The organism is Hymenobacter sp. DG25B (assembly GCF_000801315.1).
Classification (GTDB): domain Bacteria; phylum Bacteroidota; class Bacteroidia; order Cytophagales; family Hymenobacteraceae; genus Hymenobacter.
In genome coordinates this window covers 1,185,728-1,202,079 of record NZ_CP010054.1, presented here as the reverse complement: position 1 = coordinate 1,202,079, position 16,352 = coordinate 1,185,728, and the positions used below count along the sequence as shown (strand labels likewise).

General features: G+C 58.8%; 14 protein-coding genes. 5 read left to right on the top strand and 9 right to left on the bottom strand.

Going from position 1 to position 16,352, the window contains the following annotated elements; translation table 11 throughout:
• Positions 1 to 65: 65 nt before the first annotated feature.
• Positions 66 to 1,331: a putative DNA modification/repair radical SAM protein gene (locus PK28_RS05190; protein ID WP_044512105.1), complete on the bottom strand. Its 1,266-nt coding sequence runs from the start codon at positions 1,329 to 1,331 to the stop codon at positions 66 to 68.
• Positions 1,332 to 1,500: 169 nt separating this feature from the next.
• Here PK28_RS05190 and PK28_RS05185 point away from each other — a divergent pair, with 169 nt between their 5' ends.
• From PK28_RS05185 to PK28_RS05165, 5 genes are all read left to right on the top strand, one after another.
• The gene (locus tag PK28_RS05185) at positions 1,501 to 3,507 is read left to right on the top strand and encodes a BamA/TamA family outer membrane protein (RefSeq protein ID WP_156126247.1); all 2,007 of its coding nucleotides are present in this window, start codon (positions 1,501 to 1,503) and stop codon (positions 3,505 to 3,507) included.
• A 150-nt stretch (positions 3,508 to 3,657) separates the two neighbouring features.
• Complete coding sequence (locus PK28_RS05180) at positions 3,658 to 4,491, top strand: CvfB family protein (protein WP_044512102.1); 834 nt, start codon at positions 3,658 to 3,660, stop codon at positions 4,489 to 4,491.
• Positions 4,492 to 4,590: 99 nt separating this feature from the next.
• Positions 4,591 to 5,265 carry a Rossmann-fold NAD(P)-binding domain-containing protein gene (locus PK28_RS05175; protein ID WP_044512100.1) on the top strand — a complete coding sequence of 225 codons (675 nt, stop codon included), beginning with the start codon at positions 4,591 to 4,593 and terminating at the stop codon, positions 5,263 to 5,265.
• A gap of 112 nt (positions 5,266 to 5,377) precedes the next feature.
• A complete protein-coding gene (locus PK28_RS05170; protein WP_044512097.1) occupies positions 5,378 to 5,941 on the top strand; it encodes a hypothetical protein in 564 nt (187 codons plus the stop codon).
• 412 nt (positions 5,942 to 6,353) lie between these two features.
• Entirely contained in the window at positions 6,354 to 7,511 is a 1,158-nt protein-coding gene (locus PK28_RS05165; RefSeq protein WP_044512095.1) for a T9SS type A sorting domain-containing protein, read from the top strand.
• A 19-nt stretch (positions 7,512 to 7,530) separates the two neighbouring features.
• Here PK28_RS05165 and PK28_RS05160 read toward each other — a convergent pair whose 3' ends face one another.
• The 8 genes from PK28_RS05160 to PK28_RS05125 all read right to left on the bottom strand — a co-directional run bounded on the left by PK28_RS05160 (position 7,531) and on the right by PK28_RS05125 (position 16,331).
• Entirely contained in the window at positions 7,531 to 8,529 is a 999-nt protein-coding gene (locus PK28_RS05160) for a DUF4249 domain-containing protein (protein ID WP_044512092.1), read from the bottom strand.
• Between the two features lie 13 nt (positions 8,530 to 8,542).
• Positions 8,543 to 10,921, bottom strand: coding sequence for a TonB-dependent receptor (locus PK28_RS05155; protein ID WP_044516321.1), 2,379 nt, complete (start codon positions 10,919 to 10,921; stop codon positions 8,543 to 8,545).
• Positions 10,922 to 11,057: 136 nt separating this feature from the next.
• The gene (locus PK28_RS05150) at positions 11,058 to 11,693 is read right to left on the bottom strand and encodes an OmpH/Skp family outer membrane protein (protein ID WP_197070479.1); all 636 of its coding nucleotides are present in this window, start codon (positions 11,691 to 11,693) and stop codon (positions 11,058 to 11,060) included.
• A gap of 120 nt (positions 11,694 to 11,813) precedes the next feature.
• On the bottom strand, positions 11,814 to 12,890 hold the full coding sequence (locus PK28_RS05145) for a succinylglutamate desuccinylase/aspartoacylase family protein (RefSeq protein ID WP_044512089.1): 1,077 nt from the start codon (positions 12,888 to 12,890) through the stop codon (positions 11,814 to 11,816).
• 225 nt (positions 12,891 to 13,115) lie between these two features.
• Entirely contained in the window at positions 13,116 to 14,069 is a 954-nt protein-coding gene (rimK, locus tag PK28_RS05140) for a 30S ribosomal protein S6--L-glutamate ligase (RefSeq protein ID WP_044512086.1), read from the bottom strand.
• Positions 14,070 to 14,138: 69 nt separating this feature from the next.
• Entirely contained in the window at positions 14,139 to 14,615 is a 477-nt protein-coding gene (locus PK28_RS05135) for an ATP-dependent zinc protease family protein (protein WP_044512084.1), read from the bottom strand.
• 239 nt (positions 14,616 to 14,854) lie between these two features.
• On the bottom strand, positions 14,855 to 15,988 hold the full coding sequence (locus PK28_RS05130; RefSeq protein ID WP_052430522.1) for a PQQ-dependent sugar dehydrogenase: 1,134 nt from the start codon (positions 15,986 to 15,988) through the stop codon (positions 14,855 to 14,857).
• Positions 15,989 to 16,049: 61 nt separating this feature from the next.
• Complete coding sequence (locus PK28_RS05125; RefSeq protein WP_044512082.1) at positions 16,050 to 16,331, bottom strand: 2TM domain-containing protein; 282 nt, start codon at positions 16,329 to 16,331, stop codon at positions 16,050 to 16,052.
• Positions 16,332 to 16,352: the final 21 nt, after the last annotated feature.

The following is a 16,352-nucleotide window of genomic DNA, read 5'->3' as shown; positions in this document are numbered from 1 at the left end:
GTTGAGAGAAGGTTTCTGGTAAGGGAGAAAGGGCACTTTAGAAAATCAGAGGAAGAAAACCGGGCTTAGGAAGCCTGGGCAAACAAATCGAGCTGCTGGGTGACGAGGGCGGAACGGACCGAGCCCGCGCCGAATAGAATCTGGCGGCGGATGGTCTGCTCATCAAACTCCCGCTTTTCCAGGGCCTGGCCGCGGCAGGTAAGAAAGAACTTGGCGCGCTTCAGCACCACCCCAAACTTGTGCAGGTGGTCCAGGGTGATGGGCGCAAACCGCCGGGCCGCCACAATGCGCTTCGCGGAGCGCGCGCCCACACCGGGAATGCGCAGAATCATTTCAAAATCAGCAGTATTCACATCTACCGGGAAAACGTGGCGGTTGCGCAGGGCCCAGGCCAGCTTGGGGTCGATTTCCAGGTCCAGGAAAGGGTGGGCGGGGTCCAGGATTTCATCGACCTGAAAGCCGTAGAAGCGCATCAGCCAATCCGTCTGGTACAGGCGGTGCTCCCGGATGAGTGGGGGCTGCGTTACCTGCGGCAGGCGGGCGTCGTCGGTCACGGGAATGTAGCCGGAGTAGTACACGCGCTTCAGCCCGTAGCCTTTGTAGAGCGAGTCGGTAAGCTGAATAATCTGATGGTCGTTTTCAGCGGAGGCGCCCACAATCAGCTGGGTGCTTTGGCCGGCCGTGGCAAACTGCGGCACTTTCTTGAACAGCGACTTTTCTTCTTTATTCAGAATGATGCCGTCCCGGATTTGCGCCATGGGCGTCAGAATTTCCTGGTAGTTCTTCTCGGGTGCCAGCTTGGTCAGGCTCATTTCCGAGGGCAGCTCAATATTCACGCTCAGGCGGTCGGCGTACAGGCCGGCTTCCTGGATCAGCTCCTCGGAAGCGCCCGGAATGGCTTTCACGTGAATGTAGCCGTTGAACTTGTGCTCGGTGCGCAGCTTTTTGATGATGCGCACCAGCCGCTCCATGGTATAGTCGGGGGAGGAAAAAATGCCGCTGCTTAAAAACAGACCTTCGATGTAGTTGCGGCGGTAGAAGTTCATGGTCAGGTCCACTACTTCATCTACGGTAAAGGCGGCGCGCTTCACGTCATTGCTGCGGCGCGATACGCAGTAGGCGCAGTCGAAAATGCAGTGGTTGGTGAGCAAAATTTTCAGCAAACTCACGCAGCGGCCATCCTCAGTATAGCTGTGGCAGATGCCCATGCCCTCGGCATTGCCCAGGCCACGGTTCTCATTTTTTCGCTTGCCGCCGCTGCTGGAGCAGGACACATCGTACTTGGCGGCATCTGCCAAAATACTTAGCTTTTCCTGAATTCGCTCGTTCATCAAATAGGCTGTTTCCGGGGTTAAAACTATTCTATTCCACTCAATACTACACTATACTACTAAGCTAATTTTTTTAGAAATAGTTCGCCGGCCAACTCTGAAAAAGCAGGCTTCGTTTACAGCCTGCTTACCTTTTGGGTCTGGGCTTTAGCGGGCAGTATTTTTCGGCATGAGGCGCTTCTTTCCCCTGGTTATTCCGGCACCTCCTCCGGAACCCGTATCTTGCCTGAGCTCGTCGCCCAACCCGACGGCTCGCTTTCGGGTGCTTTCTCCGCTATCTACCTTACGCCGGCCCGGTGCGGCCTGCTGGCTGCTGCTGGCCGGGCTGTTGCTGCTGTGCCTGCCGGCCTGGGCCCAGCAGCCCGAGCGCCCCATAACGCCCCCCGACTCTATTGGCGCAACCCGCCCCGACTCCCTGCGCCGCCGCCTGGACCAGGAACGCATTCTGAATAGCCTGAAAGCCTATACCAAGCGCAAAACCATTGCCGGAAAAGCTGCGGCCGCCCTGTTCAACTTTACCGGGCGCCGCGAGGAGCGTGCCGGCCTGGACGCCGAGCTGCTGGATCGGCAGTATGACCGGCACAGCTACAAAGTGGTGCGGCGCATCAACATCAGCACACTGGATGCCTTTGGCTACCGCCTGAACGACCCCAACCGCAAGCCACGCAACATTCTGGAGAAATCAGCCAATACGCTCCATATCAAAACCTCCCGGGCGCGGGTGCGGCAGGTGCTGCAGTTTCGGGTGGGCGAAGAGCTGGAGCCGCAGGATCTGGCCGAGTCAGAGCGTTTGCTGCGCCAGACCGCGGAAATTGCCGATGCCCGCGTGTTCGTAAATGAGCAAACCACCTCCCAGGACAGCGTGGATATTGAAGTCATCACGCGGGACGTGTTCAGCATCAGCGGCTCGGTGCAGGTGCGGGATGTGGGCGCGGGCGTTATTGGGCTGCGCGATGTAAACTTCCTGGGCCAGGGCCACCAGTTCCGTAACCGCTACGAGTATGGGCGCATCAAGCCCCAAACCTGGAGCTACGAGGGTAGCTACCAGGTGCCGTTCCGCAACTTCATAACCGGGCAGGTGCACTACCTCAACCGCTACGAAAACAAGGAAATGAACGTGGTGGCCTCGCGCGGTTTCTACTCCATCAATACCCGCTACGCCGGCGCCGTGGCCCTGAATGTGTTTGACCGGCCCATTATCCTGAATCACCGGGATGGCAGCCCCGACAGCCTGGTACCCCTGCGGTTTAACACCCAGGATGTATGGTTTGGCCGCTCCCTGCGCCTGCACAGCTACGACCTGGGCTACGAAAACCCGGGCCGCATTATCGTGTCGGGCCGCTTTATCCGCACCAACTATTTCCGCCGCCCCGATAAAACGGAGTTTCAAAACGCGGGGCTGGTGCTGGGCACGGTGGGCTACAGCGTGCGCTACTATTATAAAGACACCTACCTGTTCGGCTTTGGCCGTACCGAGGATATTCCAACCGGCACGCTCATCAGCCTTACCAGCGGGTATGAGTTCAATGAGGCCACCAACCGCCGCTACTTTGGCGTGCACGCCGCGGCTGCTTCCTATAATCCGCGCCGGGGCTATTTATATGTGAGCGGCGACTTTGGCTCCTTTGTGCGGGGGCGCAGCAACGACTGGCAGCAGGGCGTGGCCGGCGGCGAAATCCTGTTTTTTACGCGCCTTTACCACACGGGCAACTACCAGTGGCGGCACTTTTTCTGGAACCGCACCGCCATTGGCTTAAACCGCCTGCCCACCGAGCGGGTGCTCAGTATTGATGGCGACCGGGGCCTGCGGGGCTTCCGCACCGATGGCAACCTGCGCGGTACCAGCCGCTTTGTGGTCAATTACGAGGCCACCGTGTACACGCCGGTTTCCTTTCTCGGCTTTCGCATGGCCGCCGTGGGCTTTGCCGATGCGGCCTGGCTGAACACCACCAAGCTGCAAACCCTGCCTTTCAAGGAAACCCCTTTCACCGGGTTTGGGCTGGGCCTGCGCTTTCGCAATGAGTACACCGCTATCCGCACTTTCCAGATTCTGTTTGGCTTTTATCCCCGCGGGCAGTTTGACCGCAATGGCATCCGGGTATTCGAAAATGCCCGCCCGTTCTATGATTTCAGCGACTTCAGCTTTGGCCAGCCCAGCCTGGTGCGCTACGAGTAAGTATCTGGCAGGCGGCAGTAATCCCGCCGCTTCTTCGGACCTTTGCCGCTGGCTTTCGTACCATTTCTGATTTTATAGCAGATGAAATAAGCCGACAGCGGTTTTTGCTGCTGCTTACTTACTCCTGCTTTCTTACTAACTGAATACCCCATGCAGCTCGGTGATTATAACGACCTGGAAGTAGCGCGCGAAGTAGATTTTGGCGTGTACCTGTCTTCTGATGATGGCGACCTGCTGATGCCCGGCAAATACGTACCGGCCGGCACGCAGGTAGGCGACGTGCTGCGCGTATTCGTGTACCGCGACTCCGAAGACCGCCTCATTGCCACCACCCTGGACCCACTGGTGCGCGTGGGGCAGTTTGCTGCCCTCAGCGTGCGCGACGTAACCCCGCTGGGCGCGTTTCTGGACTGGGGCCTGGAAAAAGACCTGTTTCTGCCTTACCGCAACCAGCGCCGCAACCTGCGCCCCGGCGAGCGGGCCACCGTGTATGTGTTTCTGGATGAAACCTCGGACCGAATTGTGGCCTCCGCGCGCTGGGAGGGTTTCCTAAGCCACGAGCCCTTCCCTGGCCAGCCCGGCGACGCCGTGCAGCTGATGGTAGCCGAAGAAACTGACCTGGGCTATAAAGTGCTGGTGAATGGCCAGTATCAGGGCCTGCTCTACCACAACGAAGTTTTCCGCCCCCTGCGCCTGGGCGATACGCCTACCGGCTACGTGCGCCTGGTGCGGCCCGATGGCAAGCTGGACATCAGCCTGCAGAAGATTGGCTACGACGAAGCGCGGGATGCCGTGGAAACGGTCCTGAAGGCCCTGCACGCGGCCGGCGGCACGCTGCCCCTCTCGGATAAGAGCGAACCGGATGATATTTACCGCCGCCTGGGCATCAGCAAGAAAGTGTTTAAAAAAGCCCTGGGCTACCTGTATAAAAACGGGCAGGTGCAGCTGGCGCCCGACCACACGCGGCTCATTCCGGAGTCGTAGTAGGGCAGTTTCCGGCGTGGGCCGTACCATGTCGGGCTTTTTTGCGTAAGGACGCCCGAAGCGCTTTCGCACCTGCTTCCGCCCTCGCCGTTCTGCCGCATGAAACTTCAGAAAACCGCCCTTATTGCCGGTGCCAGTGGTCTGGTGGGCCAGCACCTGCTGCCCCTGCTCCTGGCCAGCGACCGGTACGCCAAAGTTATTTCCATTGGTCGCCGGGTGCTGCCGCTGGTGCACCCCAAGCTGGAGCAGCGCGTGGTAGACTTCCAGCACCTGGAAGACCAGCGCCTGGCCCTGATAGCCGATGACGTGTACTGCTGCCTGGGCACTACTATGAAGCAGGCTGGCTCTAAGGAGGCCTTTTATAAAGTAGATTACCTGTACGTAGTAAAGCTGGCGGCCCTGGCGGCTGGCAACTTCGCGGCGCAGTTTATGGTGGTTTCGGCCATGGGCGCCGATGCCGGCTCGGCCATTTACTACAACCACGTGAAGGGCGAGATGGAAGCCGCCGTGCGGCAGACGCCTTTCCGCGCCATTCATATTTTCCGGCCCTCTTTGCTGCTAGGTCAGCGGCAGGAAAAGCGCCTGGGCGAGCAGATTGGGGCCGTGCTCATGCGGCTGGTTTCACCCCTGCTGGTGGGGCCGCTGCGCAAGTACCGGCCGGTGGCGGCGGAGGCGGTAGCGCAGGCCATGCTGGGGGCCGCCGGGCAGGATGGCGGCGGCATTCGGGTGCACTTATCCGATGAAATTGCCCGGGGCGTGCGCGCCGATGGTTAGGACTTTTTCAACAACTTATTAGTTGTTTGCCTTTCGCCTTTAGAATGAAGAAAACCTCTAAAACCAGCTCCTTATATTTGCTGGTCAAGTTTTCTTTTTTCTACTTTTTGTTATGAAACAAACTGCATTTTTCACTTTTATTCTCCTGATGCTGGGCAGCACGCTTTCCTTTGCCCAGAAAAAAAGCAGCGGTAGCGGCGGAGCCGGCTACCAGACGGCCGCCGGTTTGCGGGCGGGCGGCTACTCCTCCGGCGTTACGGTTAAACACTTCCTCAGCGGCAAGAATAATGTGGCTTTCGAGGGTTTGGTAACCACGGAATACCGGGCGCGTGGGGCGCGGGTTACCCTGCTGCTGGAAAAGCATCACCCTATTAAGGAAGTAAAGGGCCTGCAGTTTTACTACGGCGCGGGCGCCCACCTGGGCTTCTATCGCGGCCGCTACTACTTCGACGACGTTCGGTACTATAAAGGACGCAAGTACGAGGTATATCGGGCTTACTATTACGATGACCATATGTACATCACGCCCGGTGCTGACCTGATTCTGGGCCTGGAGTACAAGATGGAAGACCTGCCCTTCGTGCTGGGCGTTGACTACAAGCCTTTCTTTGAGGTGTTCGATGGCTACGCTGGCTTGTACAACGATGCGGCCGTGAGCCTGCGCTTTGCGTTCTAACCAGCACTAACGGGCTTCGGGCCCATTATTTCTTAACCGGCTGCGGAGTTTCCGCAGCCGGTTTTTTTATGCCCCGGGCTGAAAGGATGAGACTAATCATTGCAATTATATTGCATAAATTTTATATTTAATTTAATAATAATTAGCACATCCTTTACTGCTTTCCGTGAAGGTGCCCGCTCCTACCAGCCCATTTCCTAACCAACCCCGCTATGAAAACGATTCTACGCTTCATTTTTCTGATTGCCTTCAGTCTTGGTAGCTTAGCCGGACAGGCGCAATCATCGGCAACGGGTATATGGCAGCGGCTGCCAGTAGAGTTTCAACAGCTGGTAAAAGGCAACAGCTCACCCAAATTAATGGGGCTGCAAAAAGCCCGCCCCAGGAAACCATTTATCTGCCCGGCCAATCAGTGGACTATGACTGGGATGGTGCCAAATGGGCTGATGCGGTTACCAACGTGTATACCTACAACGCACAGGGTATGCCCCTTCAGGTGGTATCTTCTGATTCGGTAACGCAGGTGCCGAAGGAACGCGCCACCTTTACCTATGATGCGCAGGGCCGCCCCACCCAGATACAGGGGGAAACCTGGTCGGGCACGGCCTGGGTAAATGCTTTGCAGCTCCGGCTTACCTACGATGCGCAGAACGACCTGACCTCCATCCTCATGTATATGTGGATGAATAATGCGTGGGTGCTGGCTTCCGGCAACCGCTTCACCATTACCCGCAATGGGGCGGGGGTGTGGCAGGAAATGATTACGGAAACCCTGCAGCCCAATGGCAGCTACATAAATACCAGCCGGCAGCAGTATACCATTGTTAATAACCGCCACACGGAAATCGTCAATCAAATCTGGCAGAACAACGCGTGGGTGAATACTACCCGGGAAATAAATATTGAGTGGGCCGATTTCAATGCGCAACAGTACACCTCCTATGTCATGCAGACCTGGGTGAACAACGCCTGGCAGAATACGTCCCGCTATAGCTTTACTTACCCCGGCAATGGCAGCAGCGTGGCCGTAATGGAGAATTGGTCGGGCACCGCTTGGGTAAATGCTACCCGCTCTTCCCAGCTATATGATGCTCAGCGAAGCCTTACCAACGACCGGGAAGAAACCTGGCAGGGCGCAGCCTGGGTCATCACCTCTGAGACTAAGTACCTCATCAAATATGGCGACAATAACCGGGTACTGCGCACCGTGGAACAGGAGCTGACGCCGGGCACCACTACTTTCGTAAACGTCAGCCGCACGAATAACAGCAACTTCCAGGCTTTCTCCGTAACGGCTAACCGCCTGGCTTTGCGCGCAAACCAGGGTAGCCTCTACCCCAACCCCGCCGCCGATGCGGCCACGCTGGAGCTGAGCGGCCTGCGGGAAACCACGCCCCTGCAGGCTGAAATCGTCAACAGCCTGGGGCAAGTGGTGCGCACGCAGCCGCTGCAGCCCCGGCAAGGCACCATTCGCGCCACGCTGAACCTGCAGAGCTTAGCCGGGGGCGTATATTTCATCCGGCTGCGCACCAGCGAAGGCACCGTAATGCGCCACCTGCTACACCGCTAATTAACCGGGCGCAGGCGGGTTATTGAATGGGAATAATCACTCTGGTATCCGTAGCACCCCCAAACAGGCCGTAGCCGTTGCGGATGTTGCCGGCCAGCGGCGCGGGCTCGGCAAAGGGGTTGCCCTGGCTATCCTGGTAGCGCTGCACCGACTGGTAGAAGTCGTACGCCTCGCGCGTAAGCGTACTGATGGTCACCTCAATGAAGGCGGGCTCCCGGTAGTTTTGCGGGTCGCCGGGGTTGTAATTGCTGGAGAAATAAGCCTGCACGTTTTGCGCCAGCGTGAGCGTGCGCCCGTTGGCGTTCAGGTCGGCATACACCTGGGGGCGGGGGCTGTACCCGTCGGAGAGCCGGAACCGGTCTACGGACACGTCGCTGCCGGGGTCCTCGTTCTGAAAGTCGTTCGTCATCATTCCCCAGAAGCGGCCCTGGGTGTCCAGCACCCGGGCCGTAGCCACGTAGTAATCGGTAGAGGCCACGGCATCGGGCACGCTCAAGGAGAGGCGTCCGGCCACAAAGTACTGGCTTTCATTGGGGTTGCTTTGCCGCCGTATAAAAGTAGCCGTGCCTATGGTAGCCGGCGCCGGCAGCTCCAGGGTACTTTCGGCCGTTTCCAGGCCGGGCAGCGCGGCCCGCAGGGTATAGCGCTGGCCCGGCTGCCCCGCAAACCCATACTGGGGCTCATAGAAGGCACCGGTGCTATCCTGCGTGTAAGGGTTGTAGTAGCGGTAGCGCCCCCGGAAGCGCTCCACCACCTGCCCGCTGGCGTCCAGCAGCTCTACGGTGGCATTAATGGGCTGGCGCACCTCCGCATTATTGAACACGCTCTGGCTCACGCTCACTGTCAGCAGGCGGTGCGGGTAGCTCTGCCAGTACAGCGAGTCGGGCGCCTGGTTGCTGAGCACGTAGTTCAGGGCCAGGCGGGGCGTGTGCTTGGGGGCCGGCACATCCACCACGGTTTCGCAGCTGCTCAGGCCCAGAAGCAGGCAAGAAGCCAGGATCGGGAATAGGGCTTTCATATTAGAATACACCTTAAAAACGGAAGCTTTTGCTGAAGGACGGGATGATGGGGAACAGGGAAATCTGCCGGTAGGAAGACTTTTCCACTTCGTTGCCATTCTCATCGGTGCGGCCCTGGCGCAGGTAGAGGTAATAGGGGTTTTTGCGGCTGTAGGCGTTGTAGAGCGAGAAACTGTTCACTACCTCGCCCCAGCGCTTTTTCCTGGTCTGACTCAAATCCAGATCCAGGCGGTGGTAGGCGCGCATGCGGTAGGCGTTGCGCGGGCCATAGTCGTCGTACTGGTCATACACGCCCAGGCGGTAGCGGCCTTCCGAGAGGGTTACGCCGTTGCCGGTGCCATACACCCAGGTGCCGGACAGCATCAGGTTTTCCTTCAGCTTATGAATGATAACCAGCGAGGCATCGTGGCGCCGGTCGTACTTAAAGGGAAACAGGCGGCCCTGGTTCAGCTCCGGAAATTTCCGCTCGCTCCAGGCCAATGTGTAGCCAATCCAGCCGGTGGTGCGGCCGCTTTTCTTCTGCAGAAATACCTCGCCGCCGTAGGCCCAGCCCCGGCCGCTGGTTACTTTGCTTTCCCAGTTATTGTCGGTGGTGCCCAAGAAGCTGGCGCCCTCGCGGTACTCAATGAGGTTGCGCATGGGCTTGTAGTAGCCTTCCAGGCTCAGCTCGTAATCTTCGTCGTGGTAGCGCAGGGTGCGGGCCGCGCCCACGCTGATTTGCTGGGCGCGCTGGGGCCGGATGGTTTTGGTGGCGGGCACCCACAAATCGGTGGGCAGGCCAATGCCGCTGTTGGTGAGCAGATGAATAAACTGCGTGGTGCGGGCGTAGGAGGCTTTCAGGGCCCATTCCGGCGTGAGCAGAAAGCGGGCGGCCAGGCGCGGCTCCAGCGAAGGATACAGCTTGCTTTTCACGGCAAAGGCATTCAGGCGCAGGCCGCCGTTCACCTTCAGCCGCTCGCTCACGCGGTAGTCGTCCTCAGCGTAAAGCGAGGCCTCGTGCGCCCCAACTTTAGATACGGAGTTCAGCTCGCTCAGTTCCTGCGAGCCTTTGGCCTGCAACGCGCCCGGCTTAAACGAGTGCAGAATGTACTGCCCGCCGGCCCGGATGTAGTGGTCGGGCGAGGGCAGGTAGTCCAGGTCCGATTTCAGGCTCAGGTCGCGGATGTTGGAGAAGTAGCGCAGGTTAAACTTGTCGGTCTGGCCGTTGTAGCGGCTTTCTTCCTCGGCCCCGATGTTGAACTGGTATTTGCTGTAGGTGAGGTGCGTATTCAGGAACAGCTGGTTGTTGAGCACCCGGTTCCAGCGCAGGGCCGCCGTGAGGTTGCCCCAGCCCAGTGCCGATTTAGTGCTGCTGTAATCCTCGTCCTCGTACTTATCCCGAATGCGGGCGTAGAACTTGTCGTAGCCGGTGTAGGCGCTCAGGTACACCCGGTCGCGGGGGCTGATTTTCCAGTTCAGCTTGCCGTTGAAATCGTGAAAGAAATAGCCCACAGAGCCGCTGCTGTTCTCGCTGGCCAGGCTGGCTTTGATGAGCGGTTGGGCCAGCACATCCAGGTAAGTGCGGCGCGCCGAGAAGATAAACGAGGCCGTATCCTTCTTGATGGGGCCTTCCAGCGTGAGCTTGGAGGCAATAATGCCCACCGCGCCCTCGCCGTGAAACTTCTCCATGTTGCCTTCCTTCATCGAAATATCCAGCACCGACGACAGCCGCCCGCCGTACCGCGCCGGAAAACCGCCTTTTATCAGCTCCACGTTGTTCAGCGCATCGGCATTAAACACGGAAAAGAAGCCGAACAGGTGCGAGGCGTTGTACACGGGCGTGCCATCCAGCAGAATCAGGTTCTGATCCGGGGAGCCGCCGCGCACGTACAGGCCGCTGGTGCCCTCGCCCCCGCTCTGCACGCCGGGCAGCAGCTGTAGCACCTTCAGCACGTCGGTTTCGCCCAGCAGGGCGGGCAGCATTTTTATCTGGGTGATGGGCACGTTGATGGTGCCCATGCGCGTGCTCTGCGCAATTTTTTCCTCGCGGCTGCCCACTACCTCTACCCCCGTCAGCTCGGCAGTCAGCGGTTTCAGGCGGAAATCGTGGGTATGGCTGCGACCGGCCGGCACCGTCCAACGGGCTTTTTCGTAACCCAGATAAGAAACGATGAGCCGCACGGAATCAGCCGCCGCCGGCAAAGTCAGGGAATAAAAGCCGTAGGTATTGGTAGCCGTGCCCTGACCGCCGGCCGGATGCACCACGGCCACGCCGATGAGGTTTTCGCCGGTAGCCGCGTCGCGCACGTAGCCGCTGATGGTGATTTTGGCGGGCTGCTGGGCCTGCGCCGCAACCAGCGGCAGCAGCAGGCAGAACAGCAGGGCTAGGTGCCGGAGTAGAGGTATTTGCATAAAGTAGGCTAAGAAAGCTTTTCGGGCTGACTGCAAGAGCATCGTAAAGCCGGATTGGTTGCCAGCAGGGCATAAAAAACGCCTGCTTTTCCAGGAGAAAGGCAGGCGTTTTTCTAAGCGGCCCGGGCCGCCATACTTACTTCTTTTTAGCCGTGTATTCCTTGTTCAGGTAGGCTGTTACTTCTTTGGTGATGTCCAGATCCTTGCGGCCGTAGGCAATAGTGCCGCTGGGCGCTGAAATGAGGATGAGGCGGTAGCCGTTTTCCTTGCCGTAGCGCTCCACCTGCTTGTCTACGCGGTCCAGCACCTGCTTGGTCATACGGGCTTCTTCTTCGGCAGCTTTCTGCTGCAGTTGCTGCTGCAGCTGCCCGCCTTTCTGGCGTTGCGCTTCCAGCTGCTGCTCAGTAGCGGCGCGCTGCTCCGGCGTGAGGGAAGCGGCCTGCTGCTGGTATTTCTGAATGGCACTTTGGAACTGGCGGCCAATGGCATCGTTCTGGTTGCTCCAGCCTTTTACTTTGCCCTCAAAGCTCTTGCGGGCATCTTTCATGGCCTGGTAGTCGTTCAGCAGCTGCTCAGAAACCACGAAAGCAATTTTATCGGTGTCGGCTACGGCCTCCAGCTCGGGGGTGGCGGTGCCGGTAGAGTCCGTGCGCACTACGGTGCGCACGCGGGCCGGCGCGGCGGCGGGCTTGTTGGCAAAGTGGAGGTAAAACAGCACAGCCACGGCAATAACCAGGACCGCGTCAATAATTAAGCGCAGAGGGTTGTTCATCAGTAAGAAATAGAAAAAAAGAGGGAGGCCGAACAATGGCCGGGCAAAGAAACATAAAATGCGGCAAGCCACCCGCATTCCTGCCCCGAGAATAAACAAGGAAACTTTACCTGCCCCGGGCTATTCCAGAACCGTGGTGGTTTCGTCCTCCTCCGGGTCGGTTTCGTCCGGGCCCCGACCGGGCTTTTCCTCGAAAGGTGCCATCAGGTCGGCACGGCTCGGGGCCGTATCGGTGCGGCCAATGTGCAGCAGGGCATCACCCTGGTTTACCACGGGCATATTGTTGATTCCCACCACGTAGCCATTTACCAACGACTCCAGCCGCACAGCCATTTCGCCGTAGGGGTCGGTAACGGTGCCGTATACCTGCCCTTTTTCCAGGTAGTCGCCCAGCTGCATGTTGCTGCGAAACAACCCGGCATACTTGGCCCGCAGCCAGGTATGCCGGGGGCAGATGATACCGGGCTGGGCGGGCGGCGGCACCTCCGGCGCCATGCCCAGGTGGTGCAGCACCCGGAAGGTGCCCGCAATGCCAATATCAATACCGGGCTCATCAAAGCGCAAAGACTCCCCCGTTTCGTACACAATAATGCGCCGCCCCTGCTGCATAGCAGCCTCCCGCAGGGAGCCGGCACGCAGACCCGAGTGAATGGTAAATGGGGCGCCAAAGGCAGCCGCCAGGGCATCCGTTTCGTCGTCTTCGCCCAGCAGGCAGCGCACTTGGGGGCTATTGCTGCGGGCCGCGCCACCGGTATGGAAATCAATACCGTAGTCTACCAGGGGCATGATTTCGCGCATGAAGCGGTGGGCCACACGGCTGGCCAAAGAGCCGCGCGGGTGCCCCGGAAAGCTCCGGTTCACGTCTTTGCCATCGGGCACCTCCCGAGAGAAGTTCAGAAACCCGTAGATGTTGAGCAGCGGAATGGCAATAATGCTGCCCCGCAGCGGCTGCAGCATGTTGCGCCGAATCAGCCGCCGAATGGTTTCAATGCCGTTTACCTCGTCGCCGTGCATGCCCGCCATCAACAGCACCGTGGGGCCAGGCACGGTGGAGCGGAACACATTCACCGGCACATCAATCACCGTTCCGGAAGGCAGCCGGGAAATAACCAGGCGCGTGGTTACCCGCTCGCCCGGCCGGATGGTAAGGCCGTTGAGGCAAAAATCCTGGGGCGCGGTACCGGAGTGACTGGGCAAAGGCAGATAGACTAGAGTAAGAAATGCAAGCAGCCGATCTAAGCAGCAGGCGCTAAACCTGACGACAGATGTCCGGAACCCCGGCGCCGGAGTTCCGAAAAACCTGCGGCACTACAGACAATAGTACAGAAAGATATAAAATGGGGCCAATACTCGCGCTTTTGCAGCGAACAAAATACGCTGCTCCAGGCGCTTAATTCTCCTGCACTTATCGGCTTTGCTGCGCTACTGCTGCGGCTCGTCCGATTGGCTATCGGGGGCGGAAGCCGCTGTAGACTTGCGCTTGGTGCCCTTGCTTTTGTGCTTCCGGCTCAGCTCCTCAGTATACTCAATGATTTTGCCGGCAATATCCAGGCCGGTGGCTTTTTCAATGCCTTCCAGGCCCGGCGACGAATTCACCTCCAGCACCAGCGGGCCCCGTTTGCTTTGCAGCATATCTACTCCGGCAATGCCCAAACCAAGCGACTTGGCGGCCAGCAGCGCGGCGGCTTTTTCGGCCCGGGTCAGCTTTACCAGCTTGCCGCTGCCGCCCCGGTGCAGGTTGCTGCGAAACTCGCCGGCCGCGCCCTGGCGCTTCATGGCCCCTACTACCTCGCCGTTTACCACAAAGGCGCGCAAGTCGGCACCTTTGCTTTCGGCAATGAACTCCTGCACAATAATGCGGGCCTTCAGGTTGTGAAAAGCTTCAATAACGGACTGCGCGGCTTTGGCCGATTCGGCCAGTACCACGCCCAGGCCCTGGGTGCCCTCCAGCAGCTTAATGATAACGGGGGCACCGCCTACCTGCTCAATCATCTTCGGCACTTCGTCAGAATAGTTGGTGAAGGCAGTTTTGGGCATACCTACACCGGCGCGGGACAGAATCTGCATGGAGCGCAGCTTGTCGCGGCTGCGCACAATGGCTTGACTTTCTACAGCCGTACGCACCTTCATCATCTCAAACTGACGCACCACGGCGCAGCCATAAAACGTAACGGAAGCCCCAATACGGGGAATAATGGCATCGAAATCTTCTAAACGACGGCCTTGGTAAATAATACCGGGCATGCCTTTTTCAAGTACCAGGTTGCAGTGCAGATGGTCTATTACCTCCACTTGGTGGCCCCGCAGTTGGGCGGCCTCTACCAGGCGGGCGGTGGAATAGAGTTTCGGCTCACGCGACAGAATCGCCAGTTTCATCAGAGAAGGTGCTTGAAAAGAAAGGGAAAGAGGAGGCCGAATGGGGGCACAAAGATGACGAAAACGCCGTTAGCCGGCGCGGCGTTCCGCCGCTTGCCGGGCTTTGTACGACACGTTCAGCCGGCTGACATCGACCACAAAACGGGCCTGACGAAGCAATAAACGGCCTATCAGCACCGGATACTTCATATCGGAACGGTCAGATAATGAGAACTCCGTGACAAAATCTTGTCCGAACAGCCGCAGCGAAGCCCGGATGACGTAGCGCTCCTGCACCTCGCCATTAGAGCTGCGAATATCGCGCAGAGAAAAATCCGAAAATTCCATGGGCGTGCCGTCGAAGTTGGGGTGCGAGGGGTCCAGCAGCAGCACGCGCAGCCGCTCGCGCCCATCCGGGAGCCGCTCTACGTGAATATCGGAACAATGGATGGCGCTGGTATAGGCGCCAGTGTCCACTTTGGCTTCTACTCCCCAGAGCTGAAACGCCGGAAAATCTACCAGCTCACGCCGCCCCACAACCTGCTTTGGTACCCGCGGTTTTTTCATGGTCGGCAAGATAGCAAGCAGGAGTTAGGAGATGAGGATAGGGAGACAGGAGTTGGTAGACGAAGAGCCAGGAGTTAAGAAATTAAGAAATAGAGCTAAAAGCCAGTTCCCCTCCTCAGATGAGGAGGGGTTAGGGGTGGTTGAAAAACTAGAGCTAAAACTAAACCTAGCCTATCGTTCAACGACGGTCAACCACCCCTAGCCCCTCCTCATCTGAGGAGAGGAACTGGCTTTTAGCTCTATTTCTTAACTCCGGCTTTATAGCTGATGCGATACACGGCATCGTTCTGGTCGTCGGAGACCAGCATGGAGCCATCGGGCAGCACCAGCAGGCACACGGGGCGGCCCCAGGCCTTCTGGCCCTGCAGCCAGCCGGTGGCAAAGTTCTCGTAGCTGGTGGCTTGTTTGCCCGTGGCATCCAGCTTGACCAGCGTAATGCGGTAGCCCAGCTTCTGGCTGCGGTTCCAGGAGCCGTGCTCGGGAATGAAAATCTGGTTACGGTAGGCGGCCGGAAACTGCCGGCCCGTGTAGAACTTCATACCCAGCGCAGCCACGTGCGGCCCCAGCTTGCGGGCGGGCTTCACATACGTACCCGCCGATTTTCCCTCCCCAAATTGCGGGTCCTTCACGTCGCCGGCAAAGAAATAGGGAAAGCCGAAGTGCAGACCGGGCGTGGCGGCGCGGTTCAGCTCATCGGCCGGCAGGTTGTCGCCCAGCAGGTCGCGGCCGTTGTCGGTAAACCAGAGGGATTTATCTACCGGGCTCCAGTCGAAGCCCACGGTGTTGCGCACGCCGTAGGCAAAGGTTTCCAGGCCGGTACCGTCGGGGTTCAGGCGGTTGATGGTGGCAAAGATAGGCTCCTCGGGCTCACAGGAGTTGCAGGGCGCGCCCACAGGCACGTACAGCTTACCATCGGGCCCGAAGGCAATGTATTTCCAGCCGTGCCATTCTTTATTGGGCAGCTTATCATAAACCACCACGGGCTTGGGGCGCTGCTTCAGGCGCGTGGCAATATTGTCGTAGCGCACAATGCGGTGGATTTCGCCTACATACAACGCGCCATTGCGCACGGCCACGCCGTTGGGCTGGTTCAGGCCCGAGGCTATGGTTATCACTTCATCGGCGCGGCCGTCGTGGTTGCGGTCGGGCAGGGCAAATACTTTGTCGGCGCGGGTGCCTACGTACACAGTGCCATCCGAGCCCACCGCCAACGACCGGGCCCCACTCACGTTGCGGGCAAAGTAGCTGATGGTGAAGCCCGGCGGCAGCTTAATTTTGGTCAGGTTATCGGGGGCGGCCGGGGCAGAAGTGCCCGGCGCGGCGCCGCACAAAGGCACCAGTAGTAACAGCGGAAGCAGACGGCGTATCATCATGCCTTGGCAAACTGCTACCGGTGCCCCAGGGTTTCACTGGCAAGGCAATTCGCAGTACGTATCAGCGCTGTTCGCGCTGGCGCACCAGCCGCTCATACTCCCGCTCCGACCGCTGATTTTTCCCATAGCCGCCATACGTGGCAAAGCCCTGAAAAACCAGGGATAAGCCCCAGAATACAGTGGCCCACACCGGCCACGGAATACCATGCGAGTGGCGGTCCGTCAGAAACCAGATAGTCCACAACAGCACGTTTACCCAGGCATACGTAAACAAATGGGCCTTAAAACGGGCACGGCCCTGGGCCATGCGCCAAAGTTGGGGGTCACGGTCTACAGGTTCCATGGCAAAAGAGGGGATTAGGTG